Origin of the sequence: Pseudomonas sp. MTM4, from assembly GCF_019355055.1 — a bacterium.
Taxonomy (GTDB): Bacteria; Pseudomonadota; Gammaproteobacteria; order Pseudomonadales; family Pseudomonadaceae; genus Stutzerimonas.
The window spans coordinates 4,600,396-4,617,991 of record NZ_CP048411.1; the positions used below are offsets into that span (position 1 = coordinate 4,600,396).

The 17,596-nt window shown below is 60.7% G+C and carries 14 protein-coding genes and 1 pseudogene; 10 read left to right on the forward strand and 5 right to left on the reverse strand.

The features are described 5' to 3' along the window. Nucleotides 1-38 precede the first annotated feature (38 nt). From dnaE to ispD, 8 genes are all read left to right on the forward strand, one after another. A complete protein-coding gene (dnaE, locus tag GYM54_RS21240; protein ID WP_181102656.1) occupies nucleotides 39-3,560 on the forward strand; it encodes a DNA polymerase III subunit alpha in 3,522 nt (1,173 codons plus the stop codon). 187 nt (nucleotides 3,561-3,747) lie between these two features. Beyond that, a complete protein-coding gene (locus tag GYM54_RS21245) occupies nucleotides 3,748-4,698 on the forward strand; it encodes an acetyl-CoA carboxylase carboxyltransferase subunit alpha (RefSeq protein ID WP_131648950.1) in 951 nt (316 codons plus the stop codon). A gap of 120 nt (nucleotides 4,699-4,818) precedes the next feature. After that, nucleotides 4,819-6,102: a tRNA lysidine(34) synthetase TilS gene (gene tilS, locus GYM54_RS21250; RefSeq protein WP_197444533.1), complete on the forward strand. Its 1,284-nt coding sequence runs from the start codon at nucleotides 4,819-4,821 to the stop codon at nucleotides 6,100-6,102. A gap of 171 nt (nucleotides 6,103-6,273) precedes the next feature. Beyond that, on the forward strand, nucleotides 6,274-7,905 hold the full coding sequence (locus GYM54_RS21255; RefSeq protein ID WP_131648258.1) for a CTP synthase: 1,632 nt from the start codon (nucleotides 6,274-6,276) through the stop codon (nucleotides 7,903-7,905). Further along, on the forward strand, nucleotides 7,902-8,747 hold the full coding sequence (gene kdsA, locus GYM54_RS21260) for a 3-deoxy-8-phosphooctulonate synthase (protein ID WP_197444534.1): 846 nt from the start codon (nucleotides 7,902-7,904) through the stop codon (nucleotides 8,745-8,747). Before GYM54_RS21255 ends, kdsA begins: the two co-directional genes overlap by 4 nt. A 33-nt stretch (nucleotides 8,748-8,780) precedes the next feature. Continuing rightward, the gene (gene eno / locus GYM54_RS21265; RefSeq protein WP_197444535.1) at nucleotides 8,781-10,070 is read left to right on the forward strand and encodes a phosphopyruvate hydratase; all 1,290 of its coding nucleotides are present in this window, start codon (nucleotides 8,781-8,783) and stop codon (nucleotides 10,068-10,070) included. Nucleotides 10,071-10,251: 181 nt separating this feature from the next. Then, nucleotides 10,252-10,530 (forward strand): cell division protein FtsB, encoded by a 279-nt coding sequence (gene ftsB, locus GYM54_RS21270; RefSeq protein WP_131648951.1) that lies wholly within the window; start codon nucleotides 10,252-10,254, stop codon nucleotides 10,528-10,530. Nucleotides 10,531-10,538: 8 nt separating this feature from the next. Next, entirely contained in the window at nucleotides 10,539-11,231 is a 693-nt protein-coding gene (ispD, locus tag GYM54_RS21275; RefSeq protein WP_181102639.1) for a 2-C-methyl-D-erythritol 4-phosphate cytidylyltransferase, read from the forward strand. Between the two features lie 60 nt (nucleotides 11,232-11,291). Here the strand turns inward: ispD and GYM54_RS21280 are convergent, their stop codons facing one another. The 3 genes and pseudogenes from GYM54_RS21280 to GYM54_RS21290 all read right to left on the reverse strand — a co-directional run bounded on the left by GYM54_RS21280 (nucleotide 11,292) and on the right by GYM54_RS21290 (nucleotide 13,873). Continuing rightward, a complete protein-coding gene (locus GYM54_RS21280; RefSeq protein ID WP_131648262.1) occupies nucleotides 11,292-12,458 on the reverse strand; it encodes a hypothetical protein in 1,167 nt (388 codons plus the stop codon). An 80-nt stretch (nucleotides 12,459-12,538) separates the two neighbouring features. Next, nucleotides 12,539-12,841, reverse strand: a pseudogene (hpf, locus tag GYM54_RS21285) (ribosome hibernation-promoting factor, HPF/YfiA family); the annotation flags it as partial. Nucleotides 12,842-12,973: 132 nt separating this feature from the next. Beyond that, nucleotides 12,974-13,873 carry a LysR family transcriptional regulator gene (locus GYM54_RS21290; RefSeq protein WP_131648264.1) on the reverse strand — a complete coding sequence of 300 codons (900 nt, stop codon included), beginning with the start codon at nucleotides 13,871-13,873 and terminating at the stop codon, nucleotides 12,974-12,976. Between the two features lie 122 nt (nucleotides 13,874-13,995). Between GYM54_RS21290 and GYM54_RS21295 the strand changes: the two genes are divergently transcribed. Then, the gene (locus GYM54_RS21295; RefSeq protein ID WP_131648265.1) at nucleotides 13,996-15,111 is read left to right on the forward strand and encodes an S-(hydroxymethyl)glutathione dehydrogenase/class III alcohol dehydrogenase; all 1,116 of its coding nucleotides are present in this window, start codon (nucleotides 13,996-13,998) and stop codon (nucleotides 15,109-15,111) included. 93 nt (nucleotides 15,112-15,204) lie between these two features. After that, the gene (gene fghA / locus GYM54_RS21300) at nucleotides 15,205-16,050 is read left to right on the forward strand and encodes an S-formylglutathione hydrolase (protein ID WP_131648266.1); all 846 of its coding nucleotides are present in this window, start codon (nucleotides 15,205-15,207) and stop codon (nucleotides 16,048-16,050) included. Nucleotides 16,051-16,140: 90 nt separating this feature from the next. Here fghA and GYM54_RS21305 read toward each other — a convergent pair whose 3' ends face one another. Further along, the gene (locus tag GYM54_RS21305) at nucleotides 16,141-17,190 is read right to left on the reverse strand and encodes an alkene reductase (protein ID WP_131648267.1); all 1,050 of its coding nucleotides are present in this window, start codon (nucleotides 17,188-17,190) and stop codon (nucleotides 16,141-16,143) included. 26 nt (nucleotides 17,191-17,216) lie between these two features. Further along, nucleotides 17,217-17,519, reverse strand: coding sequence for a helix-turn-helix transcriptional regulator (locus GYM54_RS21310; protein WP_131648268.1), 303 nt, complete (start codon nucleotides 17,517-17,519; stop codon nucleotides 17,217-17,219). Between the last annotated feature and the right edge of the window lie 77 nt (nucleotides 17,520-17,596).

Here is a 17,596-nt window from a genome sequence, read left to right on the forward strand (position 1 = left end):
ATTTGCGGCCTGTCGTTTCACCAGTCCAAGGTTCTTTCATGCCCGTCTCCTTCGTCCATCTTCGCCTGCACACTGAATATTCTCTGGTCGATGGTCTGGTGCGGGTCAAACCGCTGGTCAAGTCGGTTGCTGGCGCGGGCATGCCGGCGGTGGCCGTCACCGACCAGAGCAACATGTGCTCGCTGGTCAAGTTCTACAAAGCTGCTCAAGGAGCCGGGATCAAGCCGATCTGTGGTGCCGATATCTGGCTTGCCGGTCGCGACGAAGACGGCCCACTCAGTCGGCTGACGTTGCTGGCGATGAACGGCAAAGGTTATCGGAACCTCACCGAGTTGGTATCTCGCGGCTGGACCGAGGGGCAGCGCAACGATCAGATCATCATCGAGCGTGATTGGGTAAAGGCCGCAGCCGAAGGATTGATCGCGCTCTCCGGCGCAAAGGAAGGGGAAATTGGCCATGCCCTGCTCGCCGGTGAAGAGGCGGCAGCCGAGACATTGCTGGCCGAGTGGCAAGCGGTTTTCCCCCAGCGCTTTTATCTCGAGGTGCAGCGCACCAGTCGCGTCAATGATGAGGAGCATCTGCACGCGGCGGTCGCTCTGGCTCAGCGTTGTGACGTTCCGTTGGTGGCTACCAACGACGTGCGTTTTCTCAAACAGGAAGATTTCGAAGCCCACGAAACCCGTGTCTGTATCGGCGAGAGCCGCATCCTGGATGACTCACGGCGGCCGCGAAATTACTCCGATCAGCAGTACCTGAAAACGCCCGAGGAAATGTGGGAACTGTTCAGTGATCTGCCCGAGGCGTTGGAAAACACGGTCGAGATCGCCAGGCGCTGCAACATCGAAGTACAGCTGGGCACCTACTTCCTGCCGGACTTCCCCGTGCCGGATGGGATGACCATGGACGAGTATTTCCGCAAGGTCTCGTTCGAAGGGCTCGAAGAACGCCTTGAAGTGCTGCTGCCCAAGGATACGCCGGACTACGAAGCGAAGAAGCAGGTCTATATAGACCGGCTGAATTTCGAGCTCGACATCATCATCCAGATGGGCTTTCCAGGTTACTTCCTGATCGTCATGGACTTCATCCAGTGGGCCAAGAACAACGGCGTGCCGGTGGGCCCCGGACGTGGATCGGGCGCGGGCTCGCTGGTTGCCTACGTGCAGAAGATTACCGACCTCGATCCGCTGGCCTACGACCTGCTGTTCGAACGCTTCCTCAATCCCGAGCGGGTTTCCATGCCCGACTTCGACGTCGACTTCTGCATGGATGGCCGCGACCGCGTCATCGACTACGTGGCGGAAAAGTACGGCCGCAACGCGGTCAGCCAGATCATCACCTTCGGTACCATGGCGGCGAAGGCGGTAGTGCGCGACGTGGCACGGGTACAAGGCAAGTCCTATGGTCTGGCCGATCGGCTGTCGAAGATGATTCCCTTCGAAGTAGGCATGACGCTGGAAAAAGCCTACGAGATGGAAGAGCCGCTGCGCGATTTCCTTGCCGTCGATGAGGACGCCCGAGAGATCTGGGACATGGCGCTCAAGCTCGAAGGCATCACGCGCGGCACGGGTAAACACGCGGGCGGGGTGGTGATCGCGCCGACCAAACTCACGGATTTCGCGCCTATTGCTTGCGATGACGAGGGCGGCAGTCTGGTCACCCAGTTCGACAAGGATGACGTCGAACAAGCCGGCCTGGTCAAGTTCGACTTCCTCGGCTTGCGTACCCTGACCATCATCAAATGGGCCATGGAGACGATCAACCGCGAGCAGGCGAAGAAAGGCCTTGAACCGCTGAACATCGACTTCATCCCGCTGGACGACAAACCCACCTTCTCGCTGCTGCAGAAGGCCGAGACCACCGCGGTGTTCCAGCTCGAATCACGCGGCATGAAGGAGCTGATCAAGAAGCTCAAGCCGGACTGCCTGGAAGATCTGATCGCTCTGGTTGCGCTGTTCCGTCCGGGGCCGCTGCAATCGGGCATGGTCGATGACTTCATCAACCGTAAGCACGGTCGTGCGGAGATTTCCTACCCGCACTCGGATTACCAGTACGAAGGCCTCAAGCCGGTGCTGGCGCCCACCTACGGCATCATCCTGTACCAGGAACAGGTGATGCAGATCGCCCAGGTGATGGGCGGCTACACGCTCGGCCAGGCTGACATGCTGCGCCGTGCCATGGGTAAGAAGAAACCCGAGGAGATGGCCAAGCAGCGCGGCGGCTTCATCGAGGGGTGTGCCAATAACAGTATTGATGCCGATCTGGCCGGCAACATCTTCGACTTGGTGGAAAAGTTTGCGGGCTATGGTTTCAACAAGTCGCATTCGGCTGCCTACGGTCTGGTTTCGTACCAAACCGCCTGGCTTAAGGCGCATCACCCGTCGCCGTTCATGGCCGCGGTTTTGTCGGCGGATATGCACAACACTGACAAGGTGGTCACGCTGATCGAAGAATGTCGCAGCATGAAGCTGCGCATCGATGCGCCGGACGTGAACAATTCCGAGTTCAAGTTCACGGTCAGCGACGATGGACGGATCATCTACGGTCTCGGAGCGATCAAGGGTGTCGGCGAGGGTCCGGTAGAAGCGATTTGCGAGTGCCGTAACGAGGGCGGTTCATTCAAGGATCTGTTCGATTTCTGCAGTCGCGTCGACCTCAAGCGAATCAACAAGCGCACCCTGGAAGCGCTGATCCGGGGCGGCGCGCTGGATCGCCTCGGTCCGTACTTCTCCGATGAGCCCAAGGCATATCAAGCCAATATCGACCGCAACCGTGCGGTGCTGTTGTCGGCCATGGAAGAAGCTATTCAGGCGGCCGAGCAGACGGCACGTAGCGCGGAGAGTGGCCACATGGACCTCTTCGGCGGCCTGTTTGCCGAGCCTGAGGCAGATGTTTATGCCAACCATCGCAATGCGCGCGAACTATCACTGAAGGAACGTCTGAAGGGTGAGAAAGACACGCTGGGGTTGTATCTGACCGGCCATCCGATCGATGAATACGAGGGCGAAGTTCGCCGCTTCGCCCGGCAGCGGATCGTCGATCTGCGCCCTGCACGTGGTGAGCAGACTATTGCCGGCTTGATCGTCAACCTGCGGGTAATGAAGAACAAGAAGGGCGACAAGATGGGCTTCATCACCCTCGATGATCGTTCGGGGCGGATCGAGGCCTCGCTGTTCGCCGAAGCTTTCAACAGCGCTCACGCGCTGCTGCAGACTGACGCCCTGGTAGTAGTCGAGGGCGAGGTCAGTAATGATGATTTTTCCGGCGGTCTACGTCTGCGTGCCAAGCGAGTCATGAGTCTTGAGGAGGCACGTACCGGGCTCGCTGAGAGCTTGCGTGTCAAAGTCGCTGGCGATGCGCTGAAAGGCGACCGGGTGCGCTGGCTGGCCGATGTCTGCGGACGTCACCGCGGCGCCTGCCCAATCACAATGGAGTACACCGGGAGCGACGCGCGAGCGTTGTTGCAGTTCGGCGAGAGCTGGCGGATCGACCCAGCAGACAACTTGATTCAGGCATTGCGTGACCAGTTCGGGCGCGACAACGTCTTTTTGCAATACCGATAGCGGAACGTAACGGATCGGCGTGCCAATGCTGGCTGCCGGTCCGGATGACCGCCGATATGATCCGATCCTGAATCGGTCAAATTGCGAACATTTTTTGTTCGACCTGAATGCGTCCGTCCCGTAAGGTAGGGCGCAAAAAACGGAACAGCTTCCCGGCCGCCTGGCCGTCGACGCATGACGGATGACTATGAACCCGAATTTTCTCGATTTCGAACAGCCGATCGCCGACCTGCAAGCCAAGATCGAAGAATTGCGCCTGGTTGGTAACGACAACTCGCTGAATATTGGCGATGAGATTGCCAGACTGCAGGACAAGAGCGAGTCGCTCACTGAGAGCATTTTCGGCAATCTCACCAGCTGGCAGATCGCTCGTCTGGCTCGTCACCCGCAGCGCCCCTATACCCTCGATTACGTCAAACATCTGTTCACCGAGTTCGAGGAACTGCACGGCGACCGGCATTTCTCCGATGACGCCGCGATTGTTGGCGGTACGGCTCGCCTGAACGGTGAGCCGGTGATGATCATCGGGCATCAGAAGGGCCGCGAAGTCCGCGAGAAAGTGCGCCGCAACTTCGGCATGCCGCGTCCTGAAGGCTACCGCAAGGCCTGCCGTTTGATGGAAATGGCCGAGCGTTTCAAGATGCCGATCCTCACCTTCATCGATACGCCGGGTGCTTATCCGGGCATCGATGCAGAAGAGCGCAATCAGAGCGAGGCGATCGCTTGGAACCTTCGCGTGATGTCCCGCTTGAAGACGCCGATCATCGCGACTGTCATTGGTGAAGGCGGTTCCGGTGGCGCGTTGGCCATTGGTGTCTGCGATCAGTTGAACATGCTTCAGTATTCCACCTATGCGGTCATCTCTCCGGAAGGCTGTGCCTCGATTCTCTGGCGTACCGCCGAAAAGGCGCCGGAAGCAGCCGAGGCCATGGGCGTTACCGCCGAGCGTTTGAAAGATCTGGGCATCGTCGACAAGGTCATCCCTGAGCCATTGGGTGGCGCGCATCGGAATCCTGCGGTTACGGCCGCATCGTTGCGTGACGAGCTGACTTCGCAGCTTGAAATGCTCAAGGGCCTCGATACCGACGCGCTGCTGGCCCGTCGCTATGACCGTCTGATGAGCTACGGTATCGCTTGAGCGTGACGGCATGACAAAAACGGCGGGCATAGGCCCGCCGTTTCTTTTTGCAGGTCAGGCGGCGCTGCTTCGCGCGTTTTCAGCCCATCCTTGGCGTTTCGCCTTTCCGAGCGTATGCGCATGGCACTTGAATCTCATCTTCTTTGCTTTCTGAAACCGTGGCTCAATGCGCCGGCATGGCGTGTTGCCTTTTCTGGAGGGCTGGATTCGACCGTGCTGCTCACTGCATTGGTCTATCTGCGGCGGCAGCACCGGTTGCCGCCGCTCAGTGCCATTCATGTTCATCATGGCTTGCAGGCGGTGGCCGATAGCTGGCCTGCACACTGCGCGAAGATCTGCGATGGCTTGGGTGTTCCGCTTGAAGTCGTGCCGGTGCAGGTAGCGGCAGGCGCGAGTATCGAGCGCGCCGCCCGAGTGGCTCGCTACAAAGCTTTCGCCGACAGACTTGGCGAGGATGAGGTGCTGCTCATGGCTCAGCACCAGGATGACCAAGCCGAAACACTGCTGTTTCGTGTGCTGCGTGGCGCCGGCGTGCGCGGCCTTGGCGCGATGCGAGTGAGTCGCGAGCTAGGGCAGGGCAAGCTGGTGCGACCGTTACTCGCGATCGATCGGGCCGATTTGGAATCCTACGCTCGCACGCAACAGTTGGAGTGGATCGAAGATCCCTCCAACGCAAGCCTTGTGCATTCACGCAACTACCTTCGCTATCAGGTGATGCCGGTGCTGAAACAGCGCTGGCCGCGCGCGCCGTCCAGTATGGCTCGAACCGCTGGGCATCTGGCCGAAGCGCAGTCGCTGCTCGATGAGCTCGCCGAGATGGATCTACTGGCGGCTCGAACGCCGGAAAACTGGTCATGGCTGCCCCTGCCGAGCCTGGACTTATCGGTACTGCGCTCACTGAGTTCGGCTAGACAGCGCAATGCGCTACGCCACTGGCTGGCTGAGTTCACGCTGTTGCCGGATACCGACCACTGGGCCGGCTGGGAGGCGCTGCGCGATGCCGCTGTGGATGCTACGCCCCGCTGGCGTTTGGAGGGCGGCGAGCTTCATCGTGCCGGAAACCGGCTGTGGTGGCTTTCCGGGCCCTGGCTCGAAGCGGTCGAAGGTGCGTTTCCGTGGGAGCGAAGAGTCACCACGCTGGCATTGCCCGGTAATGGCGCGGTGAGCCTCGGAGGAGCGATGCAGGGCGCGTTCGAGATTCGTTATCGGCAAGGCGGCGAGAGCATGGCACTGTCCGGACGTGGCAGACGCGATCTGAAGCGCCTGCTCAACGAAGTCCAGGTGCCGGGGTTCGTCCGCTCACGCCTGCCGCTGCTCTATCTCGATGGCGAGCTGGTTGCCGTTGCCAATCTGCCGCAATTCGATACCGCCCAGGTGTCACTCGTCTGGACGCCACCAGTGTGATGCGCGTTTGAGCTGATGGGGTCTTTCCAGTAGACTACGCTCCCGTCTCAATACAGCTTCTACGGTTTCTTCGAATCCGTGGCAGTTGCGCTATTGCCGCTCGATGCGCAATGGCACCTTCGCTTTCCCCCGGCGGCGCCAGCCGCTTAACGCAGACTTCTAGGGTTTTTCATGACGCGCTACATCTTCGTCACGGGTGGTGTTGTTTCTTCATTGGGGAAAGGCATCGCCTCGGCTTCATTGGCGGCCATCCTGGAGGCGCGGGGCCTGAAGGTCACGATGCTCAAGCTGGACCCTTACATCAACGTCGATCCGGGCACCATGAGCCCGTTCCAGCACGGTGAAGTGTTCGTCACCCATGACGGCGCCGAGACCGACCTCGACCTAGGTCACTACGAACGCTTCATTCGTACCCGCATGACCCAGAACAACAACTTCACCACCGGCCGCGTCTACGAAGACGTGCTGCGCCGTGAGCGCCGTGGTGATTATCTGGGCGCGACCATTCAGGTCATTCCGCACATCACCGACGAAATCAAGCGTCGCGTCATCAAGGGCGCCGGCGATGCCGACGTGGCTTTGGTGGAAGTGGGCGGCACCGTGGGCGACATCGAGTCGCAACCCTTCCTCGAGGCGATTCGCCAGTTGCGTGTGGAAGTCGGCGCCAAGCGCGCCATGCTGATGCATCTGACGTTGGTGCCTTACATCGCCACTGCCGGCGAAACCAAGACCAAGCCGACCCAGCATTCGGTAAAAGAATTACGCTCCATCGGCCTGCAGCCGGATGTGCTGGTCTGCCGTTCGGAAGTGCCGATCGATCTGTCCTCGCGCCGCAAGATCGCCCTGTTCACCAACGTCGAAGAGCGCGCGGTGATCAGCCTGCCGGACGCCGACACCATCTACAAGATTCCCGGCATGCTGCATGCGCAGGGGCTGGATGATTTCGTCGTCGAGCGCTTCGGGCTGGAATGCGGCGGCGCCGACCTCTCCGAGTGGGATCGAGTGGTCGATGCCAAGCTGAACCCGGAAAAAGAAGTCACCATCGCCATGGTCGGCAAGTACATGGAACTTCTGGACGCCTACAAATCTCTGATCGAGGCAATGAGCCACGCTGGCATCCAGAGCCGTACCAAAGTGAATCTCCGTTACATCGACTCCGAAGATATCGAAAATCAGGGCACCGGTCTGCTGGAAGGCATGGACGCGATTCTGGTGCCGGGCGGCTTCGGTCTGCGCGGCGTGGAAGGCAAGATCGCCACCGTCAAGTACGCTCGCGAGAACAAGATTCCCTATCTGGGCATCTGTCTCGGCATGCAGGTTGCGGTAATCGAATTCGCCCGGGACGTACTCGGCTGGACCGACGCCAACTCTACGGAATTCGACAAGGACAGCACCCACCCGGTGGTGGGCTTGATCACTGAGTGGGCTGATGCCACCGGCGCCGTGGAAACTCGCACCGATGCTTCCGACCTGGGCGGCACCATGCGCCTGGGCGCCCAGGAGTGCGGTCTCGAAGCCGGCTCGAACGTTTTTGCCTGCTATGGCGCGGAGCGCATCGTCGAGCGTCACCGCCATCGCTACGAAGTGAACAACAACCTGCTGCCGCAGTTGCAGGAGGCTGGCCTGAAGATCACCGGTCGCTCCGGCGACGGTGCGCTGGTGGAGGTTGTCGAGGCGCCAGACCATCCCTGGTTCGTGGCCTGCCAGTTCCACCCCGAATTCACCTCCACGCCCCGTGACGGTCATCCGCTGTTCAGCGGATTCGTCCAGGCAGCGCTGGATTACAAGGCGGGCAAGGCATGAGTCAGAAGACCATCCGCGTCGGCAACATCGAGATCGCCAACGACAAGCCGTTCGTGCTGTTCGGCGGCATGAACGTGCTGGAGTCCCGCGACCTGGCGCTGCAGATTTGCGAAGCCTATGTGAAGGTGACGGAGAAACTCGGTATTCCGTACATCTTCAAGGCAAGTTTCGACAAAGCCAATCGCTCCTCGATCAACTCCTTCCGTGGTCCAGGCCTGGAAGAAGGCATGCGTATCTTTGAGGACGTCAAAAAGACGTTCGGCGTGCCGGTAATCACCGACGTGCATGAGCCGCATCAGGCGCAGCCGGTGGCTGAGGTCTGCGACATCATCCAGCTGCCGGCTTTCCTGTCGCGGCAGACCGATCTGGTCGTCGCCATGGCCAAGACCGGTGCGGTGATCAACATCAAGAAGGCTCAGTTTCTCGCACCCCAGGAAATGAAGCACATCCTCGCCAAATGCGAGGAAGCCGGTAACGATCAATTGATTCTCTGCGAGCGTGGCTCGTCCTTCGGCTACAACAATCTGGTCGTCGACATGCTCGGCTTCGACATCATGAAGCGGATGCAGTATCCGGTGATCTTCGATGTCACTCATGCGTTGCAGATGCCTGGCGGTCGTTCCGATTCTGCCGGCGGTCGTCGTGCCCAGGTTACCGATCTGGCCAAGGCTGGACTCAGCCAGGGACTTGCCGGATTGTTCCTCGAAGCGCATCCCGATCCAGACAATGCCAAGTGCGACGGCCCGTGCGCCTTGCGCCTCGATAAGCTCGAACCTTTCCTCACCCAACTCAAACAGTTGGATGATCTGATCAAGAATTTTTCGCCAATCGAAACTGCTTGAAGCCTTGAAGCTATCTACGGAGTGTTAATAAAAATGGCAAAGATCGTCGACATCAAAGGGCGTGAAGTTCTCGACTCCCGTGGCAATCCCACCGTGGAAGCGGACGTTATCCTCGATAACGGCATCATCGGTAGCGCCTGTGCGCCGTCCGGTGCGTCCACTGGTTCGCGCGAAGCGCTGGAACTGCGTGATGGCGACAACAGCCGTTATATGGGCAAAGGCGTGCTGAAGGCTATCGGCAACATCAATGGTCCGATTCGCGATCTGCTGCTGGGCAAGGACCCTGTCGACCAGAAAGCCCTGGATCGCGCGATGATCGAGCTGGACGGCACCGACAACAAGGCCAAGCTGGGCGCCAACGCCATCCTCGCCGTGTCCCTGGCTGCCGCCAAGGCTGCTGCCCAGGATCAGGACCTGCCGCTCTACGCGCACATCGCCAACCTCAACGGCACGCCGGGCCAGTACTCCATGCCGGTGCCGATGATGAACATCATCAACGGCGGCGAGCATGCCGACAACAACGTCGACATCCAGGAATTCATGGTGCAGCCGGTCGGCGCCAAGACATTTGCCGATGCCCTGCGCATGGGTACTGAAATCTTCCATAACCTCAAGGCCGTGCTGAAAGCCCGTGGCCTGAGCACTTCCGTAGGTGACGAAGGTGGCTTCGCGCCGAACCTGGCGTCCAACGAAGATGCCCTGGCAGCTATCGCTGAAGCCGTCGAGAAAGCCGGCTACAAGCTGGGTACCGACGTGACCCTGGCGCTGGACTGCGCATCGAGTGAGTTCTACAAGGACGGCAAGTACGACCTGGCTGGCGAAGGCAAGGCATTCGACGCCGCAGGTTTCGCCGACTACCTGGCTGGTCTGTCCGAGCGCTATCCGATCATCTCCATCGAAGACGGCATGGATGAGTCCGACTGGGACGGCTGGAAGGTCCTGACCGACAAGATCGGCAGCAAGGTTCAGCTGGTCGGCGATGATCTGTTCGTGACCAACACCAAGATCCTCAAAGAAGGTATCGAGAAAGGCATCGGTAACTCGATCCTGATCAAGTTCAACCAGATCGGCTCGCTGACCGAGACTCTCGAAGCCATCCAGATGGCCAAGGCCGCCGGCTACACCGCGGTGATCTCGCACCGTTCCGGCGAAACCGAAGACCACACCATCGCTGACCTGGCTGTTGGTACTGCCGCAGGTCAGATCAAGACTGGCTCGCTGTGCCGCTCGGACCGCGTGTCCAAGTACAACCAGCTGCTGCGTATCGAAGAGCAGCTCGGCGGAAAAGCGGCCTATAAGGGGCGTGCCGAGTTTCGCGGCTAATACTTCGCATGCTAGAAAGGGGCGGCGTTAGTCGCCCTTTTTTGTGGATAACGTTTAGCACTGATAAGGTCGTCGCCGAAATGAGGCGATGCGCCCGCCAGCAAAGGAAAGCCAGGCCATGTCGCTGACCGCTGCCTATATCTCGTCATCTGAAACCAACCGAAGCCGTTCCATGCCGTCCATGCGTAGCCCCTACTGGTTGTTCGTCGTTTTGATCCTGTTGTTGGGCGGTCTTCAGTACCGTCTGTGGGTGGGCGAGGGGAGCCTCGCTCAGGTCAGTGGACTGAACAAGCAGATCGCTGAACAGCAGGGCGAGAACCAGCGCCTGCTCGAGCGCAATCGCATCCTCGAGGCTGAGGTGATGGAGCTCAAGCAAGGTATGGAAACTGTCGAAGAGCGTGCTCGACAGGAGCTTGGGATGGTCAAGGAAGGCGAGACGCTATTCCAGCTCACGGAGTAAAGACGGCCATGTTCCCGGAGTTCTGGACCGTGATACCGGCCGCCGGTGTCGGCAGCCGCATGCGCGCCGATCGGCCTAAGCAATACCTGCCCTTGGCCGGCAAGAGCGTCATCGAACATACACTCAGCTGTTTTCTCGACCATCCCGGTTTGCTTGGGTTGGTCGTCAGCCTGGCGGCCGATGATCCGTACTGGGCGAATCTGGACTGCGCCAAGGACCCTCGCATTCAACGCGCTGACGGCGGCGCCGAGCGCGCCGACTCGGTACTGGCTGGGTTGCACCGTCTGTCCGAGCAGGGCGCACGATACGGCGATTGGGTGCTGGTGCATGATGCCGCTCGGCCCAATCTCTCGCGTCAGGATCTCGACAAACTGCTGGTCGAACTGGGCGACGATCCAGTCGGTGGGCTACTCGCCGTACCGGCCCGGGACACATTGAAACGAGCGGGTACCGACGGACGGGTCGTGGAAACCATCGATCGCAGCGTGATATGGCAGGCTTTCACACCGCAAATGTTTCGCCTCGGGGCGTTACGCGATGCGCTTGCCAATGTGCTCGAAGCTGGCGCAGCCGTTACTGATGAAGCGTCCGCGCTGGAATGGGCGGGATTCAGTCCGCGACTGGTAGAAGGGCGCTCGGATAATTTGAAGATTACGCGTCCGGAAGATCTGCAATGGCTGCAACAGCGCTGGCAATCGTGATTGCGCAGCGCTGTGCATCCTGAAACGCGATTCTTTCGCAACTTCGTGGCAGATGGCTTACTAGTAGCGGTATATCGCCGCCGCGCCGCTCGCGGTTGGCATACGCTCGGTGGGTACCGAGATCACTTCGCCGCCTTGCTCCAGCGTCCAGATCGTCAACTCGTCGAGCAGATCGGGCGTGGTGGCGGACTCATCGTCGACCGCCATCGCTTTGCCTTCCTGCTTGTCCGCCATCCCTGGTATCTGCCGATCAGCTTCGACCAGCAACGTCGCCACCCGTCCTTCCAGGGTCGCCTGGCCGATCTGTTCGAGCTGATCGGTGGCCAGGCCCTGACCATGCGATTCGCCGTACTGGTTGATAAAGCCTTCGAGGCGTTTGATGTAACGCGGCTGCATGACCATCCAGCTTTTTTCCCGCAGCTCTTTCTGGCTGAGCAGCGAAACATCGCTCTCGATGCCCTCAGGTAGCAGTAGATCGTTGTGACTGTGCTTGCGGAAATGGGACTGATGCTCGGGGAGTGCGGCAAGAATCAACGGTAGGCGGGTCTTGCGGCTATGGTGTTCGAGGATGGCGCGATCCACCTCACGGAAGAAGCGCTCGCGATCCCGATCGATCTCGTCCTGCCGACCGGCTCCGCCGCTCTCGACCTGCATCGCATCGCCGCGTTCGCTGGCGCGGCCATAGCCTTGAGCGAATCCGGTCTGACCCTTCTCGGTTAGTTCGCGCCCAAGCGCCTCTTCCACGGTTTTTGGTACACCCTCGGCAAGCGGAACTTCATCGACACCGTCACGGTTGCCTTCGAACAGGCGCACCGAATCCAGTGTTATCGCGAGGATCTGGTAGCGATCGGCGGATTGGGCGATGCGCAGCAGCGGCTTAAGGTGCATACGATCGTTGGCGACCGCCAGCTCCGGTACGTTGCGCTGGAGGCGGAACACCTCGAAATAGTCCTTGGCGCCGAACACAGCCAGTCCGTCGCGGTTGGAATTCCAGAAATCGACATCATCGATCAGCGCATAAAACGGCTCGAGCAGCGATTTGGCCTGATCGCCTCGGCCTTGCTGTTTGAGGGAGTCTTCCAGCTGTCGCACTAGATGCTTGAAGCGGATCGGGTCTTGCTGGCGCTCGGGAAAGCTACGGTGGGTGGGCTGGTACAGCGACAGGCAGGGTGCCTCGCGCTTCGCCAGCAGCTGGGACATGGTTTCACGATCGAGCAATCTGTTCATGCATGGCCTCTTTCGTAATCGGGTGGTTCGGTCCCTCGGGCATTGATGGCCTGGTTCGGCAAGACGGGTCAGTGATGGTTGAGTTTGTCCAGGGCATGCGCCAGGGCATGGTTGAGCTTTTCCGCGGCTCCGTCGATTGCGAGCGTCATGGAGTCCGCCTTGTGGGTGGCCGAAATCGGCTCATGGCCTTTCACTCGGGCTTCCATCTGGCAACGCTTGTCCTGAGGGCCGCTTTTACCGCTGTTCTCATCGTTGAGATGAACTTCGACTCGGGTCAGCTGATCATCGAAACGCTCCAGTTCGCTCTCCACGGTTGCCTTCACGTGTTCCTCGAGGTTGCTGGTTACGCTGACGCTGTGATTGCTGTTCACCAGAATCTGCATGATGTCCTCCTGATTGAATCGCCGGGTAGCTCCAGGCAAAACGCAAAGGGCACCGGCTACACAATATCGACGTGGCCTACGGAAGCGGGTTCCTCCCGAAATAGGCAGTCAGACGCGCGGCGCCGTAGCACCTCAGTTGCGTCCGCTGCGGTATTCCGGGCGATTGGCCAGGCCTTCCTTCAATGCCTGGATCAGCAGGCGCACCTTCGGTAGCGGATAGCGGCGCTGCGGGTAGACGGCCCAGACGGCGGTATTGGGTGGCTGATTGGCTTCCAGCAGCGACACCAGCTCACCTCGGCGCAGCGGCTCCTGCACGTAATAGTCCGGCAACTGGCACAGGCCGAAGCCGCGCAGAGCGGCGTCCAGCACCGCCTGACCGCTGTTGCAGCGCCAGTTGCCGCTGGGCTTGAACGGCTGTTCGCGGCCGTCGACCTGCAGCATCCAGGTATCGCCCGTGCCCACCAGGCAGTTGTGTCGCGCCAGCTCGGAAAGCGTGTGCGGGCGTCCGTAGCGTTCGAGGTAGGCCGGTGCGGCGCACAGGTACATGGCGCGTGGCGCGATGCGGGTCGCCACCAGCCGCGACTCGCCGAGGCGGCCCAGGCGGATGGCCAGATCGAAGCCTTCCTGCACCATGTCCAAAGTGCGGTTGGACAGTTCTATCTCCACCCGCAACTGTGGATGCTGCGCCATGAAGTCGTTCACCAGCGGCACGATGAAGCGCTCGCCGTATGCCACGGCTGCGGTCATGCGCAACAGACCGGTGGGCGCCGTGTGCAGATCGCTGATGGCATGGAAGGCTTCGTCGCGTTCTTCGATCAAGCGCTGGCAGCGCGCCAGGAAGGTGTGGCCGGCTTCGGTCAGCGAGACGCGACGCGTGGTGCGGTAGAGCAGGCGGGCCTGCAAGCGCTCTTCCAGGCGCGCCACTTGGCGGCTGACATGCGAAGAAGACACTCGCAACTGCTCGGCGGCGCGCATGAAGCTGCCACATTCGGCTACGGCGGCGAACTCGTCGAGACCTTCCCAGCGGTTCATGTCGGGCTCCTGTTTGAAGAACTTGATTATCCCTGTGCGGCAACAATGTTTTCGCGTTTAGCTCATTAACCCAGCGTAAGGATGAAACTACACTTTGCTTCATTCACCAAGAGGAGTCCTTCATGACCATCAAATCTCGCGCCGCCGTCGCCTTCGCCCCCAACCAGCCTCTGCAGATCGTCGAAGTAGATGTCGAGCCGCCCAAGGCTGGCGAGGTACTGGTGCGCATCGTTGCCACCGGCGTTTGCCATACCGACGCTTACACCCTGTCCGGTGAGGATTCCGAAGGTGTGTTTCCCTGCATTCTCGGCCACGAAGGTGGTGGCATCGTCGAGGCCGTGGGCGAGGGCGTGACTTCGGTGGCGGTGGGTGACCACGTGATCCCGCTGTATACCGCCGAGTGCCGCCAGTGCAAGTTCTGCACCTCCGGCAAGACCAACCTCTGCAGCTCGGTACGCGCCACCCAGGGCAAGGGCCTGATGCCGGACGGCACCACCCGTTTCAGCTACCAGGGCCAGCCGATCTACCACTACATGGGCACCTCGACCTTTTCCGAGTACACGGTGCTGCCTGAAGTCTCGGTCGCGAAGATTCCCAAGGAAGCGCCGCTGGACAAGGTCTGCCTGCTGGGCTGCGGCGTCACTACCGGCATCGGTGCGGTGCTTAACACCGCCAAGGTGGAGGCGGGCGCGACGGTGGCCATCTTCGGTCTCGGTGGCATCGGCCTGGCGGCAATCATCGGCGCGAAGATGGCTGGCGCCAGCCGTATCATCGCCATCGACATCAACCCCTCCAAGTTCCCCATCGCCGAAGAGCTGGGCGCGACCGACTTCGTCAATCCGAAGGATCACGACAGGCCGATTCAGGAAGTCATCGTCGAGATGACTGACGGCGGTGTGGACTACAGTTTCGAGTGCGTCGGCAACGTGCAGCTGATGCGCGCCGCGCTGGAATGCGCGCACAAGGGCTGGGGCGAGTCGATCATCATCGGCGTCGCCGGTGCGGGGCAGGAGATCAGCACCCGTCCGTTCCAGCTGGTCACTGGTCGCGTCTGGCGCGGCAGCGCCTTCGGTGGCGTCAAGGGCCGCACCGAACTGCCCAGCTACGTCGAAAAGTCCCAGAGCGGCGAAATCCCGCTGGATACCTTCATCACCCACAACATGGGGCTGGATGAGATCAACCAGGCGTTCGACCTAATGCATGAAGGCAAGAGCATCCGCACCGTCATTCATTTCTGATCGTAGGGGTGGATAACGCCGTCGTCAGACGGTTTATTCACCTCGACTGGTGGAAAACGCTTCGCGGTTTTCCACCCTACGCGAGGCATAGCCATGACCCTTGAAAACATTTCCTGCCAGAAAAGCTTCGGCGGCTGGCACAAACGCTACCGTCACCGCTCCAGCAGCCTGAACTGCGACATGGTGTTCGCCGTGTACCTGCCGCCGCAGGCGGAACAGGGCGAGAAGCTGCCGGTGCTGTACTGGCTGTCGGGCCTGACCTGCACCGACGAGAACTTCATGCAGAAGGCCGGTGCGCAGCAATTGGCTGCCGAGCTGGGGCTGATCATCGTCGCACCCGATACCAGCCCGCGTGGGCCGGACGTGCCGGACGACCCGGACGGTGCCTGGGATTTCGGCCTGGGCGCAGGCTTCTATCTGAACGCCACCCAGCAGCCCTGGGCGCAGCACTACCGCATGTACGACTACGTGGTCGGCGAGCTGCCGGCGCTGATTGAGGCGAATTTTCCGGTGTCCGACAGGCGCGGCATCAGTGGGCACTCCATGGGCGGCCACGGTGCGCTGGTCTGTGCGCTGAAGAATCCGGGACGTTATCAATCGGTTTCGGCCTTCGCGCCCATCACCAATCCCGCCAGTTGCCCCTGGGGCGAGAAGGCGTTTTCCCGCTATTTGGGCGAGGGCCGCTCGCGCTGGTGCGAATGGGATGCCTGCGCGCTGTTGGCCGAAGCCGGCGAGAAGCTACCGCTGCTGGTGGATCAGGGCGACCGCGACGACTTCATGGAAAGCCAGCTCAAGCCCGAGGCGCTGGAGGCTGCGGCCAAAGCGGCAGGACATCCGCTGACGCTACGGATACAGCCGGGCTACGACCACAGCTACTACTTCATCGCCAGCTTCATTGATGATCATCTGCGACATCATGCCGAGGCGTTGAGATCCTGACAGGAGGGCGTTCCCCCGCGGGAGTGGGAACGATCAACACGAAAAAAGGCCCGACCGGAATAACCGGCCGGGCCTTTCCACCGCTGGGAGCTAGAGCGATGGATAATCGGTGTAGCCCTCTGCGCCCTGGGCGTAGAACAGCTCAGGCTTGGGCTCGTTGAGCGGCGCATCCTGGCGCAGGCGCTTGACCAGGTCCGGGTTGGCGATATAAGGAATGCCGAAGGCCACCGCGTCGGCTTTCCCGTCGCCCAGCCAGGCGTTGGCCTGTTCGCCAGTGAAACGCTCATTGGCGATGTAGTTGCCGCCGAAGATCTGCTTCAACTGCGGGCCGAGGCTGTCTTCGCCGGCTTTTTCACGCGTGCAGATGAATGCGATGCCGCGCTTGCCAAGCTCGCGAGCCACGTAGCCAAAGGTCTCGGCGCGGTTGGAGTCGCCCATATCGTGGGAGTCTGCGCGCGGTGCCAAGTGCATGCCGACGCGGCCGGCACCCCAAACGCTGATCGCGGCATCGGTGACTTCCAACATCAGGCGTGCGCGGTTTTCCAGCGAGCCGCCGTACTGGTCGGTACGCTGGTTGGTGCTGTCCTGCAGGAACTGGTCGAGCAGATAGCCATTGGCGCCGTGGATTTCCACGCCGTCGAAGCCCGCCTCCTTGGCATTCTCGGCGCCTTTGCGGTAGGCCTCGACGATGCCTGCTATTTCTTCGGTTTCCAGCGCGCGCGGGGTCTCGTAATCCTTCATCGGCCGTACCAGGCTCACATGCCCGGCCGGCTTGATGGCGCTAGGGGCGACCGGCAGCTGGCCGTCGAGGTAGAGCGGGTCGGAGATGCGGCCGACATGCCAGAGCTGCAGCACGATCTTGCCACCCTTGGCATGCACGGCATCGGTGATCTTCTTCCAGCCCTGCACCTGCTCGGCGGACCAGATGCCGGGCGTGTCCGGGTAACCGACGCCCATGGGCGTTACCGAGGTGGCTTCGCTGATGATCAGGCCAGCATCGGCGCGCTGGGCGTAGTATTCGACCATCAGCTCGCCCGGTACGCGGCCGGGCTCGGCGCGGCAGCGGGTCAGGGGCGCCATGATGACGCGGTTGGCCAGTTCCAGCTCGCCAATGCGGATCGGATCGAAAAGTGTGGGCATGGTGGTGTTGCTCCTTATATAGGGATTCAGAGTTCCTGGCCGATGCGGGCCAGAAAGTCCTGGATGACCGGCTCATTGCGTTGAAAGAAATGCCACTGGCCGACTTTGCGGCTGGTAATCAACCCGGCTCGCTGCAGGGTGGCCAAGTGGGCCGATACCGTCGATTGCGAAAGACCGGCCCGCTGGTCGATCTGTCCGGCGCAGACGCCGTTCTCCAGGGAGTGATGCTGCTCGGAAAAGTACCGTTGCGGCTCCTTCAGCCACTGCAGGATGTCCCGGCGCAGCGGGTGGGCGAGGGCCTTGATGATGTCGTCGAAATTGTCGGGCATGTGTTCGTCTGGTTCGGTATATCGCAATGGAGCGAACTATATATCGTCGAATCACGATATGAGATCGTTTCGGTTGA